Annotated in this window: 15 protein-coding genes; 4 read left to right on the top strand and 11 right to left on the bottom strand. The window is 58.9% G+C overall.

Features of this window, described 5'->3' with window-relative positions; genetic code table 11:
• Positions 1–86: 86 nt before the first annotated feature.
• Complete coding sequence (locus F1C16_RS13700) at positions 87–1706, top strand: hypothetical protein (RefSeq protein WP_185281200.1); 1620 nt, start codon at positions 87–89, stop codon at positions 1704–1706.
• Between the two features lie 88 nt (positions 1707–1794).
• On the opposite strand, the gene F1C16_RS13695 is transcribed toward F1C16_RS13700, so the two are convergent.
• From F1C16_RS13695 to F1C16_RS13665, 7 genes are all read right to left on the bottom strand, one after another.
• Positions 1795–3072: a hybrid sensor histidine kinase/response regulator gene (locus F1C16_RS13695; RefSeq protein WP_185281199.1), complete on the bottom strand. Its 1278-nt coding sequence runs from the start codon at positions 3070–3072 to the stop codon at positions 1795–1797.
• 10 nt (positions 3073–3082) lie between these two features.
• Positions 3083–3529 (bottom strand): response regulator, encoded by a 447-nt coding sequence (locus tag F1C16_RS13690; protein ID WP_185281198.1) that lies wholly within the window; start codon positions 3527–3529, stop codon positions 3083–3085.
• The gene (locus tag F1C16_RS13685) at positions 3526–5841 is read right to left on the bottom strand and encodes an ATP-binding protein (RefSeq protein ID WP_185281197.1); all 2316 of its coding nucleotides are present in this window, start codon (positions 5839–5841) and stop codon (positions 3526–3528) included. The genes F1C16_RS13690 and F1C16_RS13685 overlap by 4 nt, the downstream gene beginning before the upstream one ends.
• On the bottom strand, positions 5823–6401 hold the full coding sequence (locus F1C16_RS13680) for a biliverdin-producing heme oxygenase (RefSeq protein WP_185281196.1): 579 nt from the start codon (positions 6399–6401) through the stop codon (positions 5823–5825). Before F1C16_RS13680 ends, F1C16_RS13685 begins: the two co-directional genes overlap by 19 nt.
• Positions 6402–6609: 208 nt before the next feature.
• On the bottom strand, positions 6610–7491 hold the full coding sequence (locus F1C16_RS13675) for an SDR family oxidoreductase (RefSeq protein ID WP_185281195.1): 882 nt from the start codon (positions 7489–7491) through the stop codon (positions 6610–6612).
• A gap of 263 nt (positions 7492–7754) precedes the next feature.
• Positions 7755–8618 (bottom strand): hypothetical protein, encoded by an 864-nt coding sequence (locus F1C16_RS13670; RefSeq protein ID WP_185281194.1) that lies wholly within the window; start codon positions 8616–8618, stop codon positions 7755–7757.
• A 77-nt stretch (positions 8619–8695) separates the two neighbouring features.
• Positions 8696–9712 (bottom strand): helix-hairpin-helix domain-containing protein, encoded by a 1017-nt coding sequence (locus tag F1C16_RS13665; RefSeq protein ID WP_185281193.1) that lies wholly within the window; start codon positions 9710–9712, stop codon positions 8696–8698.
• Between the two features lie 145 nt (positions 9713–9857).
• Here F1C16_RS13665 and F1C16_RS13660 point away from each other — a divergent pair, with 145 nt between their 5' ends.
• The 3 genes from F1C16_RS13660 to F1C16_RS13650 all read left to right on the top strand — a co-directional run bounded on the left by F1C16_RS13660 (position 9858) and on the right by F1C16_RS13650 (position 17488).
• The gene (locus tag F1C16_RS13660) at positions 9858–10469 is read left to right on the top strand and encodes a DinB family protein (protein ID WP_185281192.1); all 612 of its coding nucleotides are present in this window, start codon (positions 9858–9860) and stop codon (positions 10467–10469) included.
• Positions 10470–10599: 130 nt separating this feature from the next.
• Positions 10600–16887 (top strand): alpha-2-macroglobulin, encoded by a 6288-nt coding sequence (locus F1C16_RS13655; protein ID WP_185281191.1) that lies wholly within the window; start codon positions 10600–10602, stop codon positions 16885–16887.
• 148 nt (positions 16888–17035) lie between these two features.
• Positions 17036–17488, top strand: coding sequence for a hypothetical protein (locus F1C16_RS13650; protein ID WP_185281190.1), 453 nt, complete (start codon positions 17036–17038; stop codon positions 17486–17488).
• 94 nt (positions 17489–17582) lie between these two features.
• Here the strand turns inward: F1C16_RS13650 and F1C16_RS13645 are convergent, their stop codons facing one another.
• The 4 genes from F1C16_RS13645 to F1C16_RS13630 all read right to left on the bottom strand — a co-directional run bounded on the left by F1C16_RS13645 (position 17583) and on the right by F1C16_RS13630 (position 23032).
• Positions 17583–17918 (bottom strand): 2Fe-2S iron-sulfur cluster-binding protein, encoded by a 336-nt coding sequence (locus F1C16_RS13645; RefSeq protein ID WP_185281189.1) that lies wholly within the window; start codon positions 17916–17918, stop codon positions 17583–17585.
• A 167-nt stretch (positions 17919–18085) separates the two neighbouring features.
• Positions 18086–19099 carry an NAD(P)/FAD-dependent oxidoreductase gene (locus F1C16_RS13640; protein WP_185281188.1) on the bottom strand — a complete coding sequence of 338 codons (1014 nt, stop codon included), beginning with the start codon at positions 19097–19099 and terminating at the stop codon, positions 18086–18088.
• A gap of 171 nt (positions 19100–19270) precedes the next feature.
• Positions 19271–20545, bottom strand: a complete 1275-nt coding sequence (locus F1C16_RS13635; RefSeq protein ID WP_185281187.1) for a PepSY domain-containing protein — start codon at positions 20543–20545, stop codon at positions 19271–19273.
• 18 nt (positions 20546–20563) lie between these two features.
• On the bottom strand, positions 20564–23032 hold the full coding sequence (locus F1C16_RS13630) for a TonB-dependent receptor (protein WP_185281186.1): 2469 nt from the start codon (positions 23030–23032) through the stop codon (positions 20564–20566).
• Positions 23033–23113 lie beyond the last annotated feature (81 nt).

The raw sequence follows: 23113 nt of genomic DNA, 5'->3' as shown, positions 1-23113 counted from the left end.
GGCCTAAACTTAACTCAGAGAGAGACCGGCGCGTATAAAAATATACATCCACCCACCTATTTTCTCACCAAACCCACCCCCACACCATGGAAACGAAAGAGAAAAACCAGAACAACCAGGATAATAATTCGTCGAACGATACTTCCCTTACCAACAAAACGGGGCAGGATGCCAAGATGGGTGCCGACGCCAGCCAGACATTGGCGAACAATCCCAATCAGCCAGAAACTCCCGGCATGAAATCCGGCGACGATAAAGAGAAGAATGCCGTGTCTAGCCAGTCGCTGGCTAACTCGGAAATGAGCGTAGGCAAAGGCGCTGTAACGGGCGAGAAAGGCAACCAGCAAAATAAGGAAGCTAATCCGGCCGATATGAAGGCGTCATCGTCGAAGAACAACGCTAAGTCTTCGACGGACAAAGACAAGAAGCAGCCTACCATGGCACAAGCCAGCGGCAAAGACAAAGACAAGAAATCGGACAGCAGCAAGCAGGCATTAACCAATGTAGCTGGCAACAGCAATGTGGACGATGCCAGCAACAGCACCACCGATATGTACCGCGACCATGAGCGCCGCGAGAATGAAGACAGCGGCGCCGGCCGCGGCGAGTTTGGCAGCCAGGGCTACGGCGGTACAAATGGTGGCTATGGAAACCAGTACCGCGAGCCCCAAACCCGCGGCAACTACTACAACGATGAACAAGACCGGCGCTATGGTGGCAACTACGGCTCCGGCGGCTATCATCCCCAAGACGACCACAACCGCGACCGACGCAATGCCCCGCACTACGGCAGTGACTACGACCGTAGCTACCAGGGAGCCTATAACCGGTCGTATTCTTCCACCCAAAATTCTAATGCTATGAACAACGAAAATCAACGTCGTGATTCGTACGATAATCAGAATCGCGGTAATCAGAATCGCTATAACGACGACAACAACCGCAACAACCAGCGCGGTTATGATGATAATCGCGGCAACTCGCAAGGCTGGATGAACAATTCATCCAACCAGCAAGGCAACTATCGCAACGATAATCGCAACGATAACAACTACCAGGGCGGTTTCCAGAACGACAATGGCTCGCGCCAAGGCCGCGGTGGCTATAGCAACGACTACGGCAACTCGTCGACGAACAACGGCGGCAACTACGGCGAAAACCGGGGCTATGATGCCAACCGTAGCAGCTACGGCAACGAGTACCGCAACCAAGATGAAGACTACCGCTCGTCGCGCGGCGGCTACGACAATCAAGGCTCGCAGCAAGGCCCCGACCGTAGTAACTACGGCAGCGGCTATGGCCGCTCGAACAACTACGGCGACCAGCAGCGTGGCGGCCGCCAAAACGATGAGCAATACGGCGGCAACTCGCGCAACGACAGCTACCGCAACGACTACAACCGCTCGGATGAGCGAGACCGGGGCGGCTACGGCAACGGCCGCAACAGCTATGGCGGCAACAGCAACAGCGGCTATGGCTCGCAGGGCGGTTCCTACAACGATGAGTACGGCTCCGCGAACCGCAACCAGAACGGCAGCTGGCAGGGTTCGCCCGACCGTGGCGACTACCGCTCCGAGGACCGCAACCAGCAGAACTACGGGGAGCAGCGCCGCGACCAATACCGCAACCAGCGTAACGACTCGGACTACGGTTCGGCCCCCCGCCGCAACCGTGGCCGTGACAACGATGATGAAAACCGCAACTAAGCGCGCCTCATTTGAACACCACTAAAAAAGGCCTCCCCACAATGGGGAGGCCTTTTTGTTGCTACGAGGATAGGAGAATAGGAAAGCCCTACACTTCTTGTTCGGAATGCTGATGCTTTTGCAGGTAGATGCGGAAGGTAGTGCCTTGCCCTACTTCGCTTTCTACCTCAATATGCCCTCCGTGCGACTGCACCAAGCGGTTTACCAGAAATAAGCCAAGTCCAGTGCCTTCGCCCGCATCGGGGTGGAAGCGTCGGAACAGCTGAAACAACTCGGCGCCGTGGCGCTTTAGGTCGATGCCCAAGCCGTTGTCCCGCACTTCGAGCACGGAGGCGTCGTGGAGTACCTGGGTGCGCAAGTGAATGGTAGGCCGCCGGTCGGGGTGGTGGTACTTGAGCGCATTGGCCAGCAGGTTGAGTAGGATGGTGCGCAGGTTGCTGCGCACGTACTGCAACGAGGGTAGGGCGTCGAAATCGGTGGAAACCGTGGCCTGTTCGGCTAGCAGTTGCGGGCGCAAGGTTTGTAGCACATCGGCCATGAGCGAAGGCAAATCCAACTCCTCCTGCACGTGCGTGCCGGGTAGGCGTTCTACCTGCACGGCCGCCGCCAGATCGGTGATGGTAGAGGTAAGATTCTGCAACGATTCGTCAATCAGGCGGAGCAGAACTCCTTCCTCGGGGTCGTGGAAGGTAGCGGCGCGGCGTAGCTCGTCGAACAGGCCACGCAGGTTATTCACGGGCTGCCGCAAATCGTGCGAGGCCGCGTATACAAAGTTGTCGAGGTCGGCGTTGGTGCGGGCTAGCTGTTGGTTGGCAGTGGCCAACTCCTGGTTGCGCAGGCGCACCTCCTCATTGGCGGCTAGCAGTTGGGCGTTGGTGTCGTCTACCTGCTGGCGGGCGGCCGTGAGCTCGGCTAGTGAATCGCGCAGGTCCTGGTTGACGGCCTGCAACTGGCCGTGATACTGGGCTTGGTACTGGCGCCACTCGTTTTTCTCAATGGCGTGGATAACCGTTTTATATAGCAGCTCGGGGTCGAATTGCTGTTTCACTAGGTAGTCCAAAGCGCCGCTGCTGAGGGCGCGCACGGCCAGGGTTTCGCTGCCGCCGCCCGTAATCATCACTACGCACAGCGTATTAAGCGGCGTGCGCTGCTTCAACTCGGCCAGCACTTCCAGCCCATCAGTATCCAATAAATTGTAGTCCAGCAGAACACAATCGGGGCGGTGAGTTTCAAATAGCTCCACGCCTGTTTCCCCCGAATCGGCCTCATAAATGGTCATACGCTCCTGCCCGGCCTGTTTGTCGAGGTAGCGTTTGTAGAGCATCCGGTCCTGCTCATTATCATCAATGAGTAAAATCTTTTTCAAGGGTAGGAGCTTAAATAGAAAGCGGCAGCTGAGACGACTGTAGCCAATATTGGATAATTAATTCAACTTTTTCTTCGAGCACAGTGTACTCAATCGGCTTGGTGAGGTAACTATTGGCACCCAGGCGGTAGCACTCTTCCACGTCGCGACGGTTGGCGGAAGTGGTGAATACGATAACCGGAATAGACAGCAAGCGGGGGTCGTGCTTGAGTACATCGAGCACATCCCGGCCATCGGTGCCGGGCATGTTCAGATCAAGCAAGATGAAAGCCGGCAGATGGGCAGGCCAATCGGGGTGCTTGCCGTAGCCCTGCAAGTACTCCAGCGCCTGGTCGCCGTCTTCGCAGCGCAGCAGTTGGTTGGGGAGGGCATGTTTGCGAAAGGCCCGTCCCAGCGCCGTAAAATCTTCCAGACTATCTTCCACCACCAGGATGGGTTGGGTGAAGGGAACTATCATAGAGCTTTGGGAAGAGAGAAATAAAAGGTGGCGCCTTGTCCAAGTACGGATTCAACCCACAATTTACCACCATGTTTTTCAATCATTTTTTTGGCGATGGCGAGGCCGGCACCCGTGCCGCCGCCATATTTGTCCTGTGAGTGCAACCGCTTGAAAATCTTGAAGATGTTTTCGTGGTGCTTTGGGTCGATGCCAATGCCTTGGTCGCGCACGTAAAACACATCAAACTGCTCCGGTGACGGAAAATCTGCTACAGAAGAGGCATTGGCCGCGGCTACCCCAATGGTGACGTACTTCTCCGGGTCGTTGCTGTAGCGCATGGCATTGGTAATCAAATTATTGAAAACCTCGCCCAGGCGAATGGGGTCAGCCAGTATGGTAGGGAGCGGGCCAGCCACCGTAACGGTGGTGTGGGTTTGTTCCAGGCGAGGAGCCAGTAGCTCCAGCACGCCGCTTACCAGCTCGTTCATATCCGTCGGGATGGGTACGAGGTCCAGGCGGCCTACCCGCGAAATTTGCAGCAGCGACTCAATAAGCGCTTCCATGCGCTGGCTGAGCCGCACCAGCGTTTGGAGCTTGCTTACGCCTTCCGCATCGAGGCGGTCGGCGTAGTCTTCGAGCAGAAAAATAGAATAGTTGTGAATGCCGCGCAAAGGCTCTTTCAAATCGTGCGAGGCCACGTAGGCGAAGGAGTCCAGCTCGTCGTTGCTGCGTTCCAGCTCGGCATTGAGGCGGCTGAGGCTGGTGGCACGGGCTTGCAGCTCATTGAAAATCTTGAGGCGGATATCGGCAATGTGTAGACGCAGTTCCTGGGCTGCTTCTATTTCCAGCGGTAGCCAGGCCGCGGCCGTATTTTCTACCGTTTGCTTCCAAGCCTCAAACGACTGGCGTGGCGACAGAAAAATCTGGCCGTCGGCCTTGGTTTCCACCTTCTGCGTGCGGCCAGCCCACGTAACGGTCTGGAGTTGCTCGGGCCGAAACCACAGGATATAGTCGTTGGCCGCCTGGGCCAGCGTGATGGCCAGAATGCCACTGGCCGTGCTCCGAATAGCTACCCCACCGGGATTGAGCTGGGCGTAGGAATCGGTATGGAAAACATCTTCCGGCGCATGCTGGCGCAGCCACGCTACTACACCCTGTATCTGGTCGGGGGTAGGGGTAGTGCCCAGCGTAACAATCTCGTCCTCAAAGCAAATAGCAGCGCCACCACACGCAAATACATCCAGCAGCGTGGCTGTTTGCTGATACAAGCCCTTGATGAAATCGGCCGAACTGTTCATCTGCTCAAACAGCCGTGCCCGGGTTTTCTGAATGTGCAGCTGATAGGCCTGCTGGTCCTGCTGTTCTTTGGTAGGAAGCAGGACCGAGAAGGTTTTGCCGATAAATAAACACAGCTCCCGCAGCTCGTAGCTCACCAAATGCGGCGTGAGGTGGTGGCAGGTAATCATGCCCCACAGCTTGCCCTCCCGAATGACGGAAATGGTCATGGTGGCCGCCGAGCCCAGGTTGTGCAGGTACTCCAGGTGGATGGGCGACACGCTGCGCAGCACAGCGTGCGTCATATCGGGGGAGCGGCCCGTGGTGGGGTTGCGCACCGGCACCAGTGGGGCCGGCCGGTAAGAAGCATCCGGAATGAAGCGCAGCCAGTTTTTGAGGTACATGGCCCGCGCCTGCTGCGGAATATCGGTGGCGGGGTAGTGCAGGCCCAGCCACGGGTCTAGGTCGGGGCGAATGGCTTCGGCTACTACCTCGCCGCTCTCGTCGGCCGCAAAGCGGTACATGGCCACCCGGTCGAACCCCGTGATGCTGCGTACCTGCTCCACGGCGTGCTGGCAGAAGTCGAGCACGGTGGCGGCACCTAGCATCTGGCCCAGGGCCGTGTTCAGGGTAGCCAAATCCACCACGCCGGGGCTGTTGGAATCGACCGGCTCGAACTCGGCCCACAGCAGGCCATCGTAGCGATGCACGATGAGCTTGTAGAACGGCTGCTCAGGCGTGTGGTGCAGCTGGACCCCTAGCAGCTTGGGCGTATCCGTGAGGGTAGGCCAAAGGGCATCTAGCTCTGCCAGTTGCGCGGGGGGTAGCAGCCGCTCCAGGCCCGCGCCTAGCAACTCCTCAGCTGGAATGCCGAGCAGAGACTGCGTGTTTGCGCTGGCCTGCACCACCCGCTGCGTCTGCTCATCCAGGCAGAGCAGGAACCCGTACGGCTGCACCGCGCCCGGAATATGAATCGGCTCCCGGTCGCAGTTGGTGAGGGTAGTCGGCATGTCCGACAAAAGCTCGCTGGTATGGCTTACGGTTGACTGATCCACGCGTGTAAGTGTTGAAAGGTAAGCACGGCCGACTGCACAATTTCTGTCTGCTCCTCGGCGGTAGCCGCTGCCGTCAGCAGCTGACAAAAACTTTTCCACATTAGCCCTGTGCGCTCTGCGTAGCCTGTGAAATAGGCTTGCAGCGGAATGTCGGCCTTGGCCAATTGCCGCTGAATCACTTGTCCGCCCAGGGTAGAGCCTTCCAGCACATACATAGCGCCCAGCAATTGCGCACGGGTATGCAGCGGTGGCAAGGTAGGGCAAAGCACTGGCTCCGATGGGTTGTTGGTCTGCGCCATATCCTCCAGAATCAGATGGGCGCGGTAGCGTTGGTCAAGCTGCCATTCTGGCCCAAACGCGGCGGCGTGTGCCCGCAACTGGGTTTCGTAGGGCTGCAAAAAGCCATACATCCGGCGTAGAAAATGCGCCGTAGCCGCCTGCGAAACCGTCCCTGCCGTCAGCTCTTGATTGAACGTGTTTTGCTCCAGCGCATCATGGTACGGCCGGGTTTCAACACGCAATCGGGACAAAATAGCAGGCTGCTCGGCAGTAGCGGACATAAGCGGATGGGATGGAAAAGAACAGTAAAAGTAACCGCTCAGCTGAAAAGTTTCCGGTTGCGAGTTGTCAAGGCGCGTGTCATCCTGAGCAGCGCGAAGGACCTTGTCACAGTAGAGCAAGTCGTTGCAACGTCTGTTGTTCGCACGTGATAAGGTCCTTCGCGCTACTCAGGATGACACGCGCCTTGACACTCCTATTTAAAACCAACTAGTCTTCCGGCTGAAACTGGGCCTTGTAATCATTAGCAAACTGCTGAATAGTATGGGGCGCGTGGCCGGCAAGGGATGCTACCTCATCGGTGACAGTAGCCGCGTGGCCGGCGCGGTAGTCGGCGTATAAGGCTAGTAATTCCTTTACCCGCTCGGCGGGTAGCTCCTGCATGGCCGTGCGGGCATCCTCCTCCGAAACTGGCACATAGGTTACTTCTCGACCAGTACCTTGGCTAAGCGCCTCGGCTACTTGCTGGCCGGTGAGAGCCGCCGGGCCGGTGAGGTGGTAGGCCTGGCCGGCATGGGTAGCGGGGTCGGAGGTGAGTAGGGTAGCGGCGGCGGCGGCAATGTCGCGCACATCAATGTAGGCCACTTGGGCTTCTGCGAGAGGCATATAGAACTTGCCCTCGTCGCGGATGGTAGCACAGTGCTGCTCCACAAAGTTTTGCATGAAGCCTTCGGGGCGCAGTGTGGCGTACGTCAGGCCGCTAGCGGCTACCAGTTGCTCTATCTCGTGGTGGCGGCGGTCAATTTCGATTTGCGCGTCGCGGCCAGCGCCGGCGGCCGAAAGCTGCACCAGCTGCCGCACGCCGGCTTTTTGGGCCGCGTCTATGAAGAGTCGGGCCAGTTCCACTTGGTCGGAGGTAGGCGGGGGAAGCAGGAACACCCGCTCGGCCCCGGTCAGCGCCACGGCCAGCGTTTCGGGCTTGTGGTAATCTATTTCCACTAGCTGCACATCGGGGTTGAGGTGCTTCAGCCGGTCACCTTTAATAATTGAGTGTACGCCCGCCCGAACCGTGACGCCACGGTTGGCCAGTGCTTTTACCAGTTCAGTGCCAATGGTGCCCGTAGCGCCGGTAACCAGAATGGTAGATGCCATGATATAGGAATTATGAGTTGCGAGTTTGTGAAGCTGATGGATGTCAGACGGAATACGCATGTCATCCTGAGCATGTGGCACATCAAGCCAGTGCCAAAGGACCTTATGCTAGTTGAACGAGCCGTTGGTACGTCAGTCGTTCTGGCGTGAGAAGGTCCTTTGGCACTGGCTTGATGCGCCACATGCTCAGGATGACAGATGCTTTGACAGCGCATACCTGTTTCTTACGGCAACAGGCGCAAAACAGCCAACCGGGGCAGGTGCTACCGCTGCGTTACTTGGTAGAGCCGGCCTTTCTCGCTGCTGATGATAAAATCATGATTGTTGAGAAACGACAGGGCTTCCACTTGGTTGTCAATGGGTAGGCGCAGCATTTGCTTGGCACCGTCAAACAAGCGTTTGCCGTGCTCTCGCTGAAACAGAAACACCCGACCTTGCCCCAGCAGGGCCACCGTGCGGCCATTGGGGCTGAGGTCGGCGGCCGTAATCCACGTATCGAGCAATAGGCTATCGGCCAAGCGGGCCACGTAGGTGCCGGGGTTTGCAGGCAGCACGTATTGCTTCACCCACAGGTCCTCAGGGCTGCGGTTTTTGGTGAACAAGTAGAGGCTATCCTGCGAGTAATAAAAGGCTTCGCAATCGAAGTTGCGCTGGCTTTTCTTGGGCGGAAACGCCCGCTGATCGGAGTAGGCAAACCGGATGGTATCGACTTGCCGAAAAGTAGGGCCGCTGAGCCGGTAGATAGCCAGGTTGCGGCGCTTGTTCTGGTTGTTGCCGAAGTCGCCGAGGTAGAGGCGCTGCTCATCGTCGTGGGCCAGGTCTTCCCAGTCGATGTTGGTGAGCGGGGCCAGGTCCAGGGTTTTCAGCAAGTCGCCCTGGCGGGTAATCTGGTAGAGGCGGGAGCTGTTGCCGCCGTCGCTGTGGGTCCACAGGTCGCCTACCTTGTTGGCCGGCGCTAGGCCCGAATTTTCCATCACCTTGCTTTTCGGCAGTCGCCCTACCTGCTCTACGGTATAGCGCTGGCTCACATCCACAAACTCGCCGCGAGTTGATGTTTCACCGCACCCGCTTAGTAGTATACAGGATAGCCCTAGGGAAAATAAAGCGTTGCGAGGAAGGTCGCGCATGGCGTGGTGAGGTACAGAAAGGCAGAATAGTTGCCCCGCATACGTAGACCGTGCCAGCGCAGATGCTCCCATTGCACCTAGAGACGCAGGTAAGGCAAGAGCTTCTCATACGTGGCCTCGTCCAAAATGCGAATCTGGCGCAGGTCGGTGGCCTGGCGGAAGGGGCCGTGCTGCTGGCGGTAAGCCACTACTACCCGCGCCAGGCGCTTGCCCACGTAGGGGTGCGCCTGTAGCAGCTCAAAAGGGGCATTGTTGATATCGATGGGGGTAGGGGCGAAGCTGCCCGTCACGAAGGTGTATTTGCGCAGGCTATCTACCAAGTCAGGCGCGTCGCGCAGGCTATAGATTTCGGCCAACTGCCCGGCCCGCACAAAGCCACCCAGCCGCGCCCGGTACTCCACCACTCGCGCCGACAGTCCCCGCCCGATGCCGCGAATCTGCATGAGCTGGGTGGTATCGGCCGTGTTCAGATCGAAGGCCGCCAGGTGGGTAGGCTTGCGCGGAAACTTGCTGGCGGGGTAGGGCGTCCGCTCCGGAAATTTCCGGTCGAAGGCTTTTCCCCGGTTGGCGTAGGCACCGCGGGCGGGCAGCGTTTCGGGTAGCTGCATGTAGGGCGCCAACCGCTGGTACACCGAATCGGGCAGGCCGTAGGTGCGCTGGATTTGCTCCTTGGCTTTGAATCCGCCTATTACGTCGCGAAAATGCACCAAGCGCTCGGCTAGAAAGTGGCGCAGGCCGCGGGCTTCCCAGTCGCGGGCCGTCAGGGCATTAGGATCGAAGGGGGCCAGCGCCACCTGGGGCACTACGGGGTAGCGGCTGGGGTAGGCGCGGCGGGCGTAGCGGGCGGCTTCGGGCTGGCGCCGGGCGGCCAGCTCAGTGGTCAGTTGATCGAGTTGGCGTTGGTCGGCCGCTGGGTTGTAGTGGGGTAGGGCGGGCCGTAGCAGCATCGGCACAAACAACCATGCCAGCAGGAGCAATAGCAGGACCAGAAAGCCAGAGGTTTCGCGGCGCGAAAAGCCAAAGTAGCGCCGCACGAGTGTAGGCAGCCAGGCAGCACGTTTGCGTGGGGTAGGAGCGGGCTTAAGGCCGGGCATAGAGTTGTAGCTTAGCGATAGAGCATAAAGGCAATAGCCAGAGAATGATTATCTAAAATCGGGCCGCGGCAACTATGTAGGCGCGGAAACCCGCCCGCATAGTTGCCTCTACGCCCCCGCTGCCGTATCATTACTGTTTCTTCCGATGTTCCTTCCCGGAGCCAGCCTCCGGCCACCGCCCGCTATGAGCCAGCCCGCTACCCGCACCACCGACTTCCTCGACCAGCTCACGGCCGATCTGCGCGCCTTACAGGACACCGTAGCGCAGGATTTTCGGCCCCTCACCGACGACCAGCTGAACCGTCGGCCCGGCCCTGGCAAGTGGAGCGTGGGGCAGTGTCTGGAGCATCTCAACATCATTGGAGGCCTCTACCTACCTGTGATAGCGCACAAGCTGCAACAGGCCCAAACCCGCACCTCCCGCCCCGCCGACACCGTGAAGCGCGGCCTGGTAGGACGCCGCCTCACCGAGGCCATGCGCGTGCCGGCCAGCGAAAAAGCCACCAAAACGCCCCAGCAGTACGCGCCCAGCGGCTCCCGCCTGCCGCGCACGGTAATAGAAGTGTTCAACCGGCAGGCCGATGAGCTGCTGACGCTGCTGCAACAGGCGCGCGAAGTCAACATCAACTCCATCCGCATCCCCAACGTAGTAATCCCGTTGCTGCGCCTGCGTCTCACCGACCAACTGGAGCTGCTGGTGGTGCACGCCCAACGCCACATTGCCCAGGCCGAGCGCGTGCTAGAAGGCGGCAAATAGGGTACAGTAGAACGGCAAACCCAGCATGCCGTTCTACTGTATCAAAAACAAAATGAGTAGCGCCGTATGGAATCCGATCAGGTTCTGCATCTGAAATGCATAAACTTGTTCCGCTTTCCGTTTCTGCCTTATGCGCTACTTTCTGCTGCTCACGCTTGGCCTGTTGCTGATGTTTACTGCCGGCTCCTCCGCCCTCATGTCGCCTCCCGATGGCCCTAACCCAAAGAAGTGGCAGCAGATTGATGCGCTGCTGAAGAAAGACCAAACCACCTCGGCTGGTAAGCTGGTAGAGGAAATTTATCAGCAAGCCCGCCGCCAACAAGACACGCCCGAGTATCTGCGCTCCCTGCTCTACAAGCTGCGCATCCTGGAAGAAAAAGAGGAAAACGCCGAAGAAAAGGCCATTGCCTTAGTCGAAAAAGACCTGGAAACGGCTAAGTTTCCAGCCCGGCCTATTTTGCACTCCTTGCTGGCTCAGCTCTACGCCAGCTACTACCAGGAGCACCGCTACCAGCTATACGACCGCACGCCCGGCGCCGCTCAAACCGACAGCCTCACCACCTGGGACGCCGCCCGCCTCGGCAGCGCCATCATCACGCACTACCGGGCTTCTGTTGAAGATGAGCCGCAACGTCAGCAGCAATTACAGCTTGCCAAGCTCGGCTACGCCATTCGCGGCGGCGACATCGAAGGCCGTGCCCTACGCCCTACCCTCTACGACTTACTGGCCCACCGCGCCGTAGATGGCCTCGAGAACGACGAGTTCTACGTAACGCGTCCCGCCGAGCAGTTCGAGTTGAAGAACCCGGCCCTGCTCAGCCCTGCCGCCGATTTTGCCCGCCTACCCCTGCAAGCACCCAAAGCCGACTCGCTCAACGGCCAGTTTCACGCGCTACGGGTGTTGCAGCAGCTCACGCAGTTCCGCCTCACCGATACCAAAAACCAAGCGGCCTTGGCCGATGTGGATTTGCAGCGCCTGCGCTTCGTGTGGCAGCACGCCGCGTTTGCTGCCAAAGATTCGCTTTACCGGACAGCCTTGCTACGCGACGCTGAAGCGCACCGGGCGCTGCCCATTAGCACGGAATTCCTGGTAACTGCGGCCGATAACTTGGAAGAAACCCAGCCGGCGCAAGCCCGCGAGCTAGCATTGCAGGCCGAAAAGCAATTTCCAAAGTCACGCGGGGGGCAACGGGCGCGGGCGTTGCGGCAGCGGATTGAGCAGATAACGGTAGGATTCACCACCGAAGAAGTAGTGCTTCCCAACCAGCCTTGGCTGCTGAAACTGGATGTGCGCAACACTCAGCGCCTCTATGCCACCGCCTACCGCGTAAGCAGCGCCTACCACCTACGCCTGTCGGAGCCGGATAATTCAGACAAAGCATTCAACTTCCAGAAAACTTTTGCCCGCGCCTTGGCCAGCAAGCCCGCTGCTACTTGGACGCTCAATCTATCTACCCCAGCCGACTACCGCGCCCACACTGTGCAGCACGCTGGGCCAGCCCTACCGCTGGGTTATTATATCATCCTGCTCAGCACTAGTCCTGATAACCCCGCCCGGGAGCGTCCGAACGTCGTAACGGCCCGGGCTTTTTTGAGTGTGAGTGAGTTGAGCCAGGTGCACCGCAGCGCGGCCTCAGGAACAGAGCTGCTGGTGCTGCACCGCCAGAGCGGCAATGCGCTGGCTGGCGTGCGGGTGCTACCCCTATTTCAGTACTACAGCCAAAAGGAAGAAGCATACAAGCAACGGCGCGGCACACCTTTGCTAACTAGCACCGAAGGAATAACTCAGATTCCAATGGGCATGAAAACCGACGACAATAACCGGTTACATAGCGTATTCCTCACGCGTGGTGCCGATTCGCTGCTGGTAGAAAACCTAAACGGCTACTACTATCCACGTCGGGCTAACACAGCTGAGGTAGAGAAACCCCAACGCCGCACCTTCTTCTACACCGACCGCGCCATTTACCGGCCCGGCCAGACAGTCTATTTTAAAGGAATCCTGACAGAAAGCCGCGCCGGCAAAAATCAGTTGCTGACGAGCCAGCCCGTAACCGTACGCCTGCGCGACGTGAACGGCCAGACCGTGCAAACGTTCAACTTCACCACGTCCGATTTCGGCTCCTTCCACGGCTCGGTGGTGCTACCCACCGGGCTGCTCAATGGCGAAATGGCCCTGGATACTGACCACGGTAGCGTGGGTTTTGCGGTGGAAGATTACAAGCGTCCTACCTTCCAGGTGACGTTTGCGCCGGTGCAGGGTACGCCCGTACTAGGGCAACAAGTAACGGTGCGCGGCACGGCCACGGCCTACGCCGGCCAAGCAATTGACGGGGCTGCGGTGCAGTATCGCGTGGTGAGGCGCACGGTGTGGCCACTGTTTGGGCGTGGCTACGGTCAACCCATCTACCCCGGTAGCGGCGCCGAAGTGGAAATCAGCAATGGCACCGCGCAAACCGATTCAGCGGGTGGTTTCGTGGTGACCTTCACGGCGAAAGGCGAGGTGGCAGGAAGCAACCACCGCGGCCCCTGGCAGCCCGGCTACGTGTTCACCGTGACGGCCGACGTGACGGATGTGGCCGGCGAGACCCGCACCGGCACGCAAACCGTGAGCCTGGGCACCAACGCTCTCACGCTACGCCTGGAAATGCCCGAGCTGCTGAATCGCGAAGATCTGCCTACGCTCCAACTGCTCAGTACCAATGCCACCGGCGAGGCGTTGGCTGCCCACGGTACATGGCGCCTCTACCGCCTCACGCCGCCCACCCGCGCCCTACGCACTCGTGCCTGGGAGCGGCCTGAGCGGGAAGCGCTGAGCTGGGAGGAGTTCAAGCAGAAATTCCCGCTCGACGCCTACGCCCAGGAGGACAATGATAGTACGTGGGTGCGCACGTTGGTAACCACCCAGGAGTTCACCACCGAGCAAAGCCCGTTGCTACCTGCGCTTGCCGCCGAGTTAGCCCGGCAGCAACCCGGTCGCTACCTGCTGCAAGCCACGGCTACCCCTAGCACTAAAACCAAGGCTGCGGAAGCTACCACCGAGCAATTCTTCACGCTGTTTTCGGCCCAGAGCGCGGCGCTGCCCGTGCCTACCCCAGACTGGTTTGTGGCGCTGCAAGACAGCGTGGCGCCCGGCCAGCCAGCCCGATTCTTGGTAGGCAGCTCCGAGGTCGATGCACGCATTCTGCTCGAAGCCGAGACCAAGGGCGAAACCCTGCGCCACGAATGGCTGACGCTTTCGGCCGGCGAGCAGCGCGTGGTAGAAATCCCGACCACTGCCGCGCTGGAAGGTGCCCAGCTCTACCTGCACCTCACGCAGGTGCGCGACAACCGCCTCTACCAGCACAACGCCACTGTGCAGGTCGTCACGCCGCCCGCGCCGCCCGCGCCGCTGCGCATCAGCCTGGCCACGTTCCGCGACAAGCTCCAACCCGGCCAGAAGGAAACCTGGCGCGTCACGATTCACAACGCCGACGACAAACCGGCCAAGGCGGAACTGCTGGCCTCGCTGTATGACAAATCGTTAGATGTGTTCCGGATGCACTCGTTTATGGAGCTGGATTTTCCGAAACCCTATTATCAACCTGTGTTGATCTGGAATGGGCAGTTTGGGACGACGGATGGGGATGAACTGTTTGGGACTAATGACGAAGAAGTCAACGTAAAAGAGGTTGAATATCCTCATCTGAATATGTGGGGATTGAATGGTGAAGACATACACCTAACAAAGACGGGCCCACCGCTGCCTGACTTGTTTGGTATAGACGGTGGGACCGGAAAGGAGCCGTCGAGAGTAGTAGCGGACCAAGAATCGTTAGGAAGAACTCTTCAAAAGAGAGTAACGGGCGTGCAAGCTCGTAGTATGTCTACCATGAGTAATTCTGTACCGCCTCCACCTCCACCTCCAAGCGCACCACCCGCGCCTGGTGAAACAGACGGCTTGCCAGATATGGATACGTTGAGAGAGTTGCCCGACCTCTCCACCGTCCCTACCCGCTCCGACTTCCGCGAAACCGCCCTCTGGCTGCCCGACCTGCGCACCAACGATAAAGGCGAAACCGTGCTGGAGTTCCAGATGCCTGAAGCCGTGACGCGCTGGCAGCTCCTGACCCTGGCCCACGACCAGCAGCTACACACCGGCACGCTGGCACGCACCCTCGTCACGCAGAAGCAGTTGCAAGTAACCACCAACGCTCCGCGCTTCTTCCGCCAGGGCGACCAGCTCACGCTCTCGGCCAAAATTAGCAACCTGACGGAGCAGGCGACGAGCGGTAACGCACAGTTGTTCCTACTTGATGCTCGCACCCAACAGCCGCTGAAAGAACTGATTGTGAGGCCGTCGCAGCAGCCGTTCAGCCTGAACGGCAACGCCAGCACGGCCCTCAGTTGGAACATCATTATCCCTGAAACCGCCGAGGGGCAGGTGCCGCTAGAGGCCATTACCTACCGGGTGGTAGCGCAGGGAGAATTAAAAAGTAAGAATGAAGAATTAAAAGGCAGACGAAAAGCTCGCCGAGAAGCCAAAAACCATCAAACCGTATCCGACGGTGAGGAAAACACGCTGCCGGTGCTGCCCAACCGCTTGCTCATCACTGAAAGCCTACCCCTCCCGATAGCCGGCGCGGGCACCAAAACGTTCGATTTGCAGAAGCTGACGAGCACCACGTCGCCCACGCGGCGCAACTACTCGCTCACGCTGGAAATGACGCAGAACCCGGCTTGGTATGCCGTGCAGGCACTACCCTACCTCATGGAGTACCCCTACGAGTGCTCGGAGCAGGTGTTCAGCCGCCTCTACGCCAACCTGCTGGCGGCCAGTATTCTGAAGCAGAACCCGCGCATCAAACCAGTACTGGCCGAGTGGCAGCGCGCCGCCCAAAGCGGCGACAAGCAGGCTCTCACCAGCAAGCTCGAACAAAACCAGGAACTGAAAGCCCTGCTGTTGCAAGAAACGCCCTGGGTGCGCGACGCCCAGACCGACACCGAGCGCATGCGTCGCCTCGCCGAGCTGTTCGACGAGTCCCGCCTGCAAGCCGAAACCACCCGCGCCCTGGCCAAACTGGCTCAAATGCAACTGCCCGATGGCGCGTTCCCGTGGTTCGAGAAGATGCCCGCCGACCGCTATATCACACAGCTCATTGTGGCCGGGTTTGGCAAGCTACGCAAGCTGAATGCCTTTGACGCCACGCAGAATCCGCAGGCGCAGCAAGTACTCAGTAGGGCGCTGGCCTACCTCGATGGGCAGATGCAGGAGGATTACGCCGATTTGCGCAAGCAGAAAAACGTTAACCTGAAAGAAAACCACCTGAGCCCTACTCAGGTGCAGGCGCTGTACGCCCGCAGCTTCTGGCCGAAACCGGCCGTAGCCAATGCTGCACAATCGGCTACTACTTATTACCAAAGTCAGCTGTTTACTTATTGGCCCCAGCAAAATCGCTACTTGCAAGGATTGGCGGCCCTCACGCTGCACCGCGCCGGCGACCCAAAAACCGCCCAGCAGGTGATGAAGGCCCTTACCGAAAACGCCCTGCACTCACCCGAATTGGGCATGTACTGGAAAGACGTGCGCGCCGGCTACTACTGGCAGCAGGCCCCCACTGAAACTCAGGCCGCCCTTATTGAAGCCTACGACGAAGTAGCTCAAAATCAGCAAGCCGTAGACGAGATGAAGCTCTGGCTGCTCAAGCAGAAGCAAACTCGCAACTGGGAAAGTACCCGCGCCACCGCCGATGCCTGCTACGCCCTGCTGCTGCGCGGCTCCGATTGGCTCACGCCTACCCAGCTCATCCAGGTAACGGTAGGCGGCGAGGCGGTGACGCCCAACAAGCTGGAAGCCGGCACCGGTTACTTCAAAAACACGTGGCCGGCGGCAGAGGTGAAGCCAGCGCAGGGCCGCGTCACCGTCACAAAACCCGATGCCGGTGTGGCCTGGGGCGCGCTTTACTGGCAGTATTTCGAGCAGATCGACAAGATTACGCCGGCTGCTACTGGTTTGCAGCTCACGCGCCAGCTGTTTCGAGAGCAGCGCACGGCCGGCGGGCCGGTAGTGGAACCCATCACCGCCGCCACGCCCCTGCGGGTAGGCGACGTGCTGGTGGTGCGCCTGGTACTACGCTCCGACCGCGACCTGGAATACGTGCACCTAAAAGACCAGCGCGCCGCCGGACTGGAATTAATCAACCAGCTTTCGGGCTACCAGTACCAGTCGGGGCTGGGTTACTACGAGAGTCCGCGCGATGCGGCCACCAACTTCTTCATCAGCTATTTCCCTAAGGGCACGCACACGTTCGAATACCGCCTGCGGGCCGCGCAGGCAGGCAATTTCTCGGGTGGTTTGTCGCAGTTGCAATGCTTGTATGCACCGGAATTTTCGGCTCATTCGGCCGGGCAGCGGGTGCAGATTGCACCGCAACGCTAAGTGATCAAACGAGCAAAAAGCAGGGTAATAAATTGAGTATGAAAGCGGTGCTTCGGCTAGAGAAGAGGTGCTTGGCAGGGTTTTGGGTTGTGCGGGGAGGCATTCCATCGTAATTTTGTAGCTTCTTAGGATTTCAAAAGTGATGCTGATGAATAAGAGTCTGATGCTTGCCGGCCTGCTGTTATGCAGCGCGCCGGTACTGGCACAAAGCCCTGTAAAAACAACGTCGGCCCCCGTGCTGGAAGGAAAAGTTGCTGTTCCCGTGTCGCCGGTACTGCCGGGTGAGGAGAACCTGACGGCGCGTGAGCGGGTGGAGCGCGATATGCTGATGCCTACCCGTCGCAGCCGCGCCGCCGCACTACAAACAGCCGAAGAAGTTGAGGAAACCACCACTACGCCCGAAGTGCACGGTCCGGCCGTGCCAGAAGAAGCCCCGGCCGCTCCTGAGACGGAAGCAAAACCCGCCGCTCCCGCACACCACACCACGTACCATCGTCGGCGTACCAGCTCGGCGCACCGCAGTAGCACTGCTCGTAAGAAAACCACCACGCGCAAAACAACGGTCCATCATACCACCACCGCACGCAAGCACCGCCGATAACAGCGTATCAAGTAGATAAACGTATGATAAAACGACGAAGGACGAGCCATTGCGGCTCGTCCTTCGTCGTTTTTAAGCAAGTAGGGTAGGGCGCCTACGCGTCTTGCGGCATGAGGCGCACCACCAGACCATCGAGGCGGGGCGTGATGCGGATTTGGCACGACAGGCGGCTGGCATCGGTGAGGATGGGTAAAGATTCCAGCATGTACATCTCGTCGTCGCTGGGCTCCAGGAGGGCGGGGCCGGCCAGCACCTCCACGTGGCAGGTGCCGCACAGGGCCATGCCGCCACACGTGGCCTGAATGTCGTAGCCGGAAGCCTTCATCACTTCCATCAGGCTCAGGCCCATATCGGTGGGGGCAACAATCTCGGTGCGCTGGCCGGGGGCATCTTCCACATATACCCGGACTTCGGTGGCGTCTAAACTCATAAGGGCGTCGGTTGTAAAACAGAGGGTAGGGCGCGGCTACCCCAGGGGGTAGCTACCCCACAAAGGTAACAGCGGGCGGCGGGTAGCGCCTACGTTGCCGTGTGCACTACCTGCCGCCCGCTGCGAGTTTAACAGTTTAGCCGAAATTATTTGCTGACAGCCACCATTTACAGCGTAGGCACCCCGTTCACAGTGGTGTACTTCAACACATATTTTTTATCTGGGTAGATGTGCTTGTAGGCACCCTGGGCCATGAGAGCTGCCTCATGGAAACCGCACAAAATTAGCTTTAGCTTGCCAGGGTAGGTGTTGATGTCGCCGATGGCGAAGATGCCGGGCACGTTGGTGGAGTAGTCTAGGGTATCTACTTTCACGGCGTTGTCTTCAATCTCCAATCCCCACTCGCCAATAGGGCCAAGCTTAGGCGTGAGGCCAAACAAAGGCACAAAGGCATCAACCGACACCTGCTCCGGCTCGCCGTTGTTACCGGTGATGGTCACGTGCGAGAGGCTACCGTTGCCGTGCACGTGCGTTACGTTGCTGCTCAGCACCAGCCGCACTTTGCCGGCTTCGTGTAGGTTCTTCACCTTCTCGGCCGAGTCGGCAGCGCCGCGGAAGGTGGTGCCGCGGTGTACCAGCGTTACTTCCTTGGCCACATCGGCCAGGAAGATAGTCCAGTCGAGGGCCGAGTCGCCGCCGCCGGCAATCACCAGGCGCTTGTCGCGGAAGTGCTCGGGGTCGCGCACCATGTAATATACGCCTTTGCCGCCCTCAAAGCTTTCCAGCGACTCCACGGCCGGTTTGCGTGGTTCAAACGAACCCAAACCGCCGGCAATGGCAATGGCCTTACAGTGAATATCGGTGCCATCGGTGGTCGTGAGCTGGAAAGAGCCATCGTCGAGCTTCTCGAACTTCTCTACCCGCTCACCCAGCGTGAAGGTGGGGTGGAAGGGGGCAATCTGCTCCATTAGGTTCTGCACCAAATCGCCGGCCAGCACCGACGGGAAGCCGGGGATGTCGTAGATGGGCTTCTTGGGATAAATCTCGGAGAGCTGCCCGCCTACCTGGGGTAGGGCGTCTACTACGTGGCAGCGCAGCTTCAGCAAGCCAGCTTCAAATACAGCAAACAGCCCAACCGGGCCAGCGCCGATAATGCAGATATCGGTGGAAATAGAACTCATCGGGAACAGCTAAAAAAGAGAAAAAACAGCATCCGTTCAGGACGTTATCTTAACAAACAGAAGGCGAAAATCGTTGGCCGAAAACAGCAGATTGCACGTGAAAAACGACAACCGATGCCATTTTGCCACCCTCACTACGTGGGGCCAGCCGCAAAGATAGCACTGCCCGCCTTACGCTTCGGCTGGAGCGCGCACTGCCGCCGAGGCCGCATAGGCAGGGCGTACAGGGCGTGCCATGCGGCGGCGCTCCACTACAGTGCCTGCGGCAGCGGGTCGGTGTGTAGCTTTTTGCTTGTGGCGCTTGCCCCACCAGATGTAGAAGCCCGTGACGGGTAGGGTAGCAATCAGCAGGCTAGCCAGAAAGGCGATGATCTTGCCGGGCATCCCAAGGGCTGAGCCTACGTGAATGTCATAATTCATCATCACCAGCAACTCGCCCTTCGGCTTCTCGCGGTAGGTTTCCACTTTCTCGAAGTGCCCCGCCGCCGTGTAGGTCAGTTGGCCGGATTGGTAGCGGTTGTTGCCCAGCGCGGCGCGCAGTACAACCGGCTGTTCGGGAGTAGGCTTGCCCGTCGAAATGGCTTTGGCCTGGGGTAGGCGCTGCCAAGCGTCGCGCAGAGCCGCATCAACGGCCTTGGGGGGTGGGGCCAGTTGGGCCGCTAGCGAGAGGTCGGGCTTTGCGCCTTCTTTGCCGCCTTTCTTGCCCTTGCCACCATGTCCACCAGGAAGTTCGGTCTGGCCGGTGGCTAGGTAGGTGACGCCCTGCTTCATCCAGTTGAACGACCATGTGAGGCCGGTGAGAGCAATAATGAGGGCCACCAGCGTAAGATAGAAGCCCACCGTGTTGTGCAAATCGTAGTTTAGGCGCTTGCGGGTGGCATTCCACTTCACCGTGAAGCGCTGCTTGCGGGCTGCTTTGTTTTTGGGCCACCATAGCACCAACCCCGAAAGGAGCAGGAATACAAAAATCAGGGTGCTCCACCCCACAATGTATTCGCCGGCAGCGCCCAGCCACAGGCCCCAATGCAGCCATTTCACTACCTGGAAAAACTCGTACTTATTATCGAGCACGCCGTTCACCTGGCCGGTGTAGGGGTTCACGTACACCGTGCGGTGGTACTCAATCATGCTCCCGAAGTAGGGCTGCCCAACGTTGCCCTTGTAGGTCATAAACGTCCAGGCGCGGGTAGGGTCGCTGTAGGTGGTGCCATTTTGCAGCGGCTTATCGGGTCCAAGAGCCGCTTGCGCTTTCTCCCACACCACGCTCAGCGGTAACGGCTGTGCCTGGGCGGGCGCCTCTACGCGCACTAAATCCTGGTGCAGGACGTCAAAAAGCTCCTTCTGAAACACATAGATGCACCCCGTGAGGGCCACAATAAACACCACGAGCCCGGACGAGAGTCCGAGCCAAAGGTGCAGCTTACCGACGAGTTTCTTGAACGTCATGCGCTGAGCGGTTAGCGGTTAGAAGTTGTAGCCGATATTCAGGCGGAAATTGGTGGGTGCCTCGGCCTGCCAGGAGTAGAAGGCCCCCGTGCGGGCAGTGCCCGCGTAGTAGCTGGCGCCACTGTAGTTGTAGCGGTTGGTGAGGTTATTCACCAGCAGGTTCACGTTCATGCGCTCGTTCTGCCACGAGATGCCGCCATCCAGCCGGAAATAGTTGTCGGGTAGCAGCAGGCCCACACCACCCAGGCCGGCGTAGCGGTCGAGCTGCCACTGGTAGCCACCCGAGAGGCCAAAGCCGCGCAGGGCGCCCTGCTGAAAGCGGTAGGTGAGCCAGCCGTTGTTGGTGTGCTTGGCCGCGCCGCCCAGCTTGCGGCCCTGGTTGCTGGGCGCCACAATGTCGCCGGCAGTGTTGCGGCGCGGGTTGTCCTTGGTTACCTCCGGGTCCAGGTAGGCGTAGTTCAGCACCACATTGAGGCCGGGTAGCAACTCACCAGTCAAGTCAACTTCAACGCCCCGCGAGCGAACTTCGCCTACCTGAATCTGTGAGTTGAGGTTGCGCTCCAGGTTTGCCCTATTGTTATCAGGCGCCAGCACATTAGTTTTGGTGATGTTGAAGGCCGTCACGGTCGACGAGAAGCGACCATCCATCCAGTCACGCTTCACGCCTACCTCGGTGTTGCGGCCGCGCTGCGGGTCGAAGGGCACGTTGTTGACATCAACTCCCGCCACTGGGATAAACGACTGGTCGTAGAGGGCATACACGGAAGTGCTAGGGGCCACTGTGGCGCTCAGGCCCACGCGGGGCGTCACTACATCGTCCTGTGCGCGGGAGCGCACGTTGTAGTTATTAGAGTAGCGAGCGGCCAGCGTCAGACGCAGGCGGTTATCGAAGAAGCCCAGCTCATCCTGCACATAAGCGCCGGCGTAGCGGAGGTATCCTTTATAAGGTCCGCTGCGGCTCAGGCTCTGCGAACGATTGGGAGTGCCCAGGGTAGCAGGCGCCGAGGTAGGGTATTGCGTGTAGGTAGGGTCGTCCAGACGGTTGAGGTCAAGGGCCATGGTGCCGTACAAGGCGAAATCGGCGTCGTACGATTTGTTCGAGGCATCGAAGCCCACAATAACGCGGTGCTGAAACGGGCCGGTCGTCACATTGCCATTCACAAATACTTGGCCCAGCGTGCTGGTGTTGTCTACGTCGTAGGAGCTTACGGAGCGTTGCAGTACATTCGGGCCAATCAGGCGCTTGGAGCGGGTAGGGGTAGCTACAAAGGAGCTATCAGCCACCCACGTCGACAGGCCGCGCATCTTGTAGGAGAGGTAGGAAACCTGGCCCGTTACTTTCCAGTTATCATTGAAACGGTGCTTTACAGTGAAGAAAGAGCTGTGGTCGTTCACGTTCGATTTGCCCATCAGCGGGTCGTATACCGATACGTTGCGCGATACGGATTTGAAGCCGTCGGGCGAGAACAGGTAATTGCCAGCTTGCGAAAACTGCGAGCGTTGGTAAGTGTATTGAGCCGTGATGGTGGTACGCTCGTCGAGCAGGTAGCGCAGCGAAGGCGCCAGGACCACGCGGTTGTTGAACTCGTAGCCGGCGTAAGAGTCGCTGGTCTGACCCATCAGGTTCAGGCGGTATTGCAGCTTGCCATCGTTGCTGAGCTTGCCGTCGATGTCGGTGGTAGCGCGGTACGTGCCGAAGCTGCCCAGCGTGAGGCCCACCGATTTGCGGCCTGTGCCGGTAGGCGTTTTAGTGACCACGTTATAAAAACCACCGGGCTCGGTATTCGCCATCAGAAATCCGCCGGGGCCCTTCACAAACTCAATCCGGTCCACAAACGACATATCCTCCATCAACGGCCCGAAGTAGTTGCCCACATTCATGCCGTTGCGCAACGAACCAAAACCCGAGTTGAACCCACGAATGGTGATGCGAGCGTACACATTATTCCAGTGGCCAGGTGCAATCACGCCGCTCACGTTGCGCGTTACGCCTTCCGTAGGATTAAAAATCTGCTGATCGGCGAGCAGTTTGCTGGTTACTACTTGAATGTTCTGTGGCGCCTCAATAAGCGGTTCGCCCAGGCGTAGCGATTCAGATGCTTGTTTTCGGTTGTAGCGGTCGTGCTCGCCCGTTACCACTACCTCCTGCAAGCGCTGGTTCGACGGGTTCAGCACGAAGTTGGCCGTCACTGTTTGGTCGGCCGATACCGTTACCACGCGCTCCTGCGTTACAAAACCTACCATACGCACCCCCAGGGTGTAGGTACCGGGTACAATATTCTCAATCCGGAAATCTCCGTTGGCATCAGTAGCCATACCCAGCGACGTGCCTTGTAGCCCTACCGAAACGCCGGCTGTAGGCTGGCCGTTGCCATCGGTAATGCGGCCCTGAACGGTGCCCTGTTGCGCAGTAGCGATGAAACTACTGCTAAGCAGCAAAACAAAAACGCAGAAAGCGCGACACAAAGAGGGAAGTGGTATGCTCATAGAGTAAACGGTAGGCGAATGATACCGCAAAGCTACAAGCTGGATTTTATTTATTTATACTTAGTCTAATTATAAATAGAT

This window comes from Hymenobacter sp. NBH84 (assembly GCF_014217645.1).
Taxonomy (GTDB): Bacteria; Bacteroidota; Bacteroidia; order Cytophagales; family Hymenobacteraceae; genus Hymenobacter; species Hymenobacter profundi.
This window is presented reverse-complemented; position numbering and strand designations above follow the sequence as displayed.

Excerpts from the sequence above, each read along its gene's own strand:
- F1C16_RS13680 (WP_185281196.1), bottom strand. The coding sequence starts at position 6,401 with ATGTCCGCTACTGCCGAGCAGCCTGCTATTTTGTCCCGATTGCGTGTT.
- F1C16_RS13650 (WP_185281190.1), top strand. The coding sequence starts at position 17,036 with ATGAATAAGAGTCTGATGCTTGCCGGCCTGCTGTTATGCAGCGCGCCG.
- F1C16_RS13655 (WP_185281191.1), top strand. The coding sequence starts at position 10,600 with ATGCGCTACTTTCTGCTGCTCACGCTTGGCCTGTTGCTGATGTTTACT.
- F1C16_RS13645 (WP_185281189.1), bottom strand. The coding sequence starts at position 17,918 with ATGAGTTTAGACGCCACCGAAGTCCGGGTATATGTGGAAGATGCCCCC.
- F1C16_RS13665 (WP_185281193.1), bottom strand. The coding sequence starts at position 9,712 with ATGCCCGGCCTTAAGCCCGCTCCTACCCCACGCAAACGTGCTGCCTGG.
- F1C16_RS13630 (WP_185281186.1), bottom strand. The coding sequence starts at position 23,032 with ATGAGCATACCACTTCCCTCTTTGTGTCGCGCTTTCTGCGTTTTTGTT.
- F1C16_RS13660 (WP_185281192.1), top strand. The coding sequence starts at position 9,858 with ATGTTCCTTCCCGGAGCCAGCCTCCGGCCACCGCCCGCTATGAGCCAG.
- F1C16_RS13640 (WP_185281188.1), bottom strand. The coding sequence starts at position 19,099 with ATGAGTTCTATTTCCACCGATATCTGCATTATCGGCGCTGGCCCGGTT.
- F1C16_RS13690 (WP_185281198.1), bottom strand. The coding sequence starts at position 3,529 with ATGATAGTTCCCTTCACCCAACCCATCCTGGTGGTGGAAGATAGTCTG.
- F1C16_RS13635 (WP_185281187.1), bottom strand. The coding sequence starts at position 20,545 with ATGACGTTCAAGAAACTCGTCGGTAAGCTGCACCTTTGGCTCGGACTC.
- F1C16_RS13670 (WP_185281194.1), bottom strand. The coding sequence starts at position 8,618 with ATGCGCGACCTTCCTCGCAACGCTTTATTTTCCCTAGGGCTATCCTGT.
- F1C16_RS13675 (WP_185281195.1), bottom strand. The coding sequence starts at position 7,491 with ATGGCATCTACCATTCTGGTTACCGGCGCTACGGGCACCATTGGCACT.
- F1C16_RS13700 (WP_185281200.1), top strand. The coding sequence starts at position 87 with ATGGAAACGAAAGAGAAAAACCAGAACAACCAGGATAATAATTCGTCG.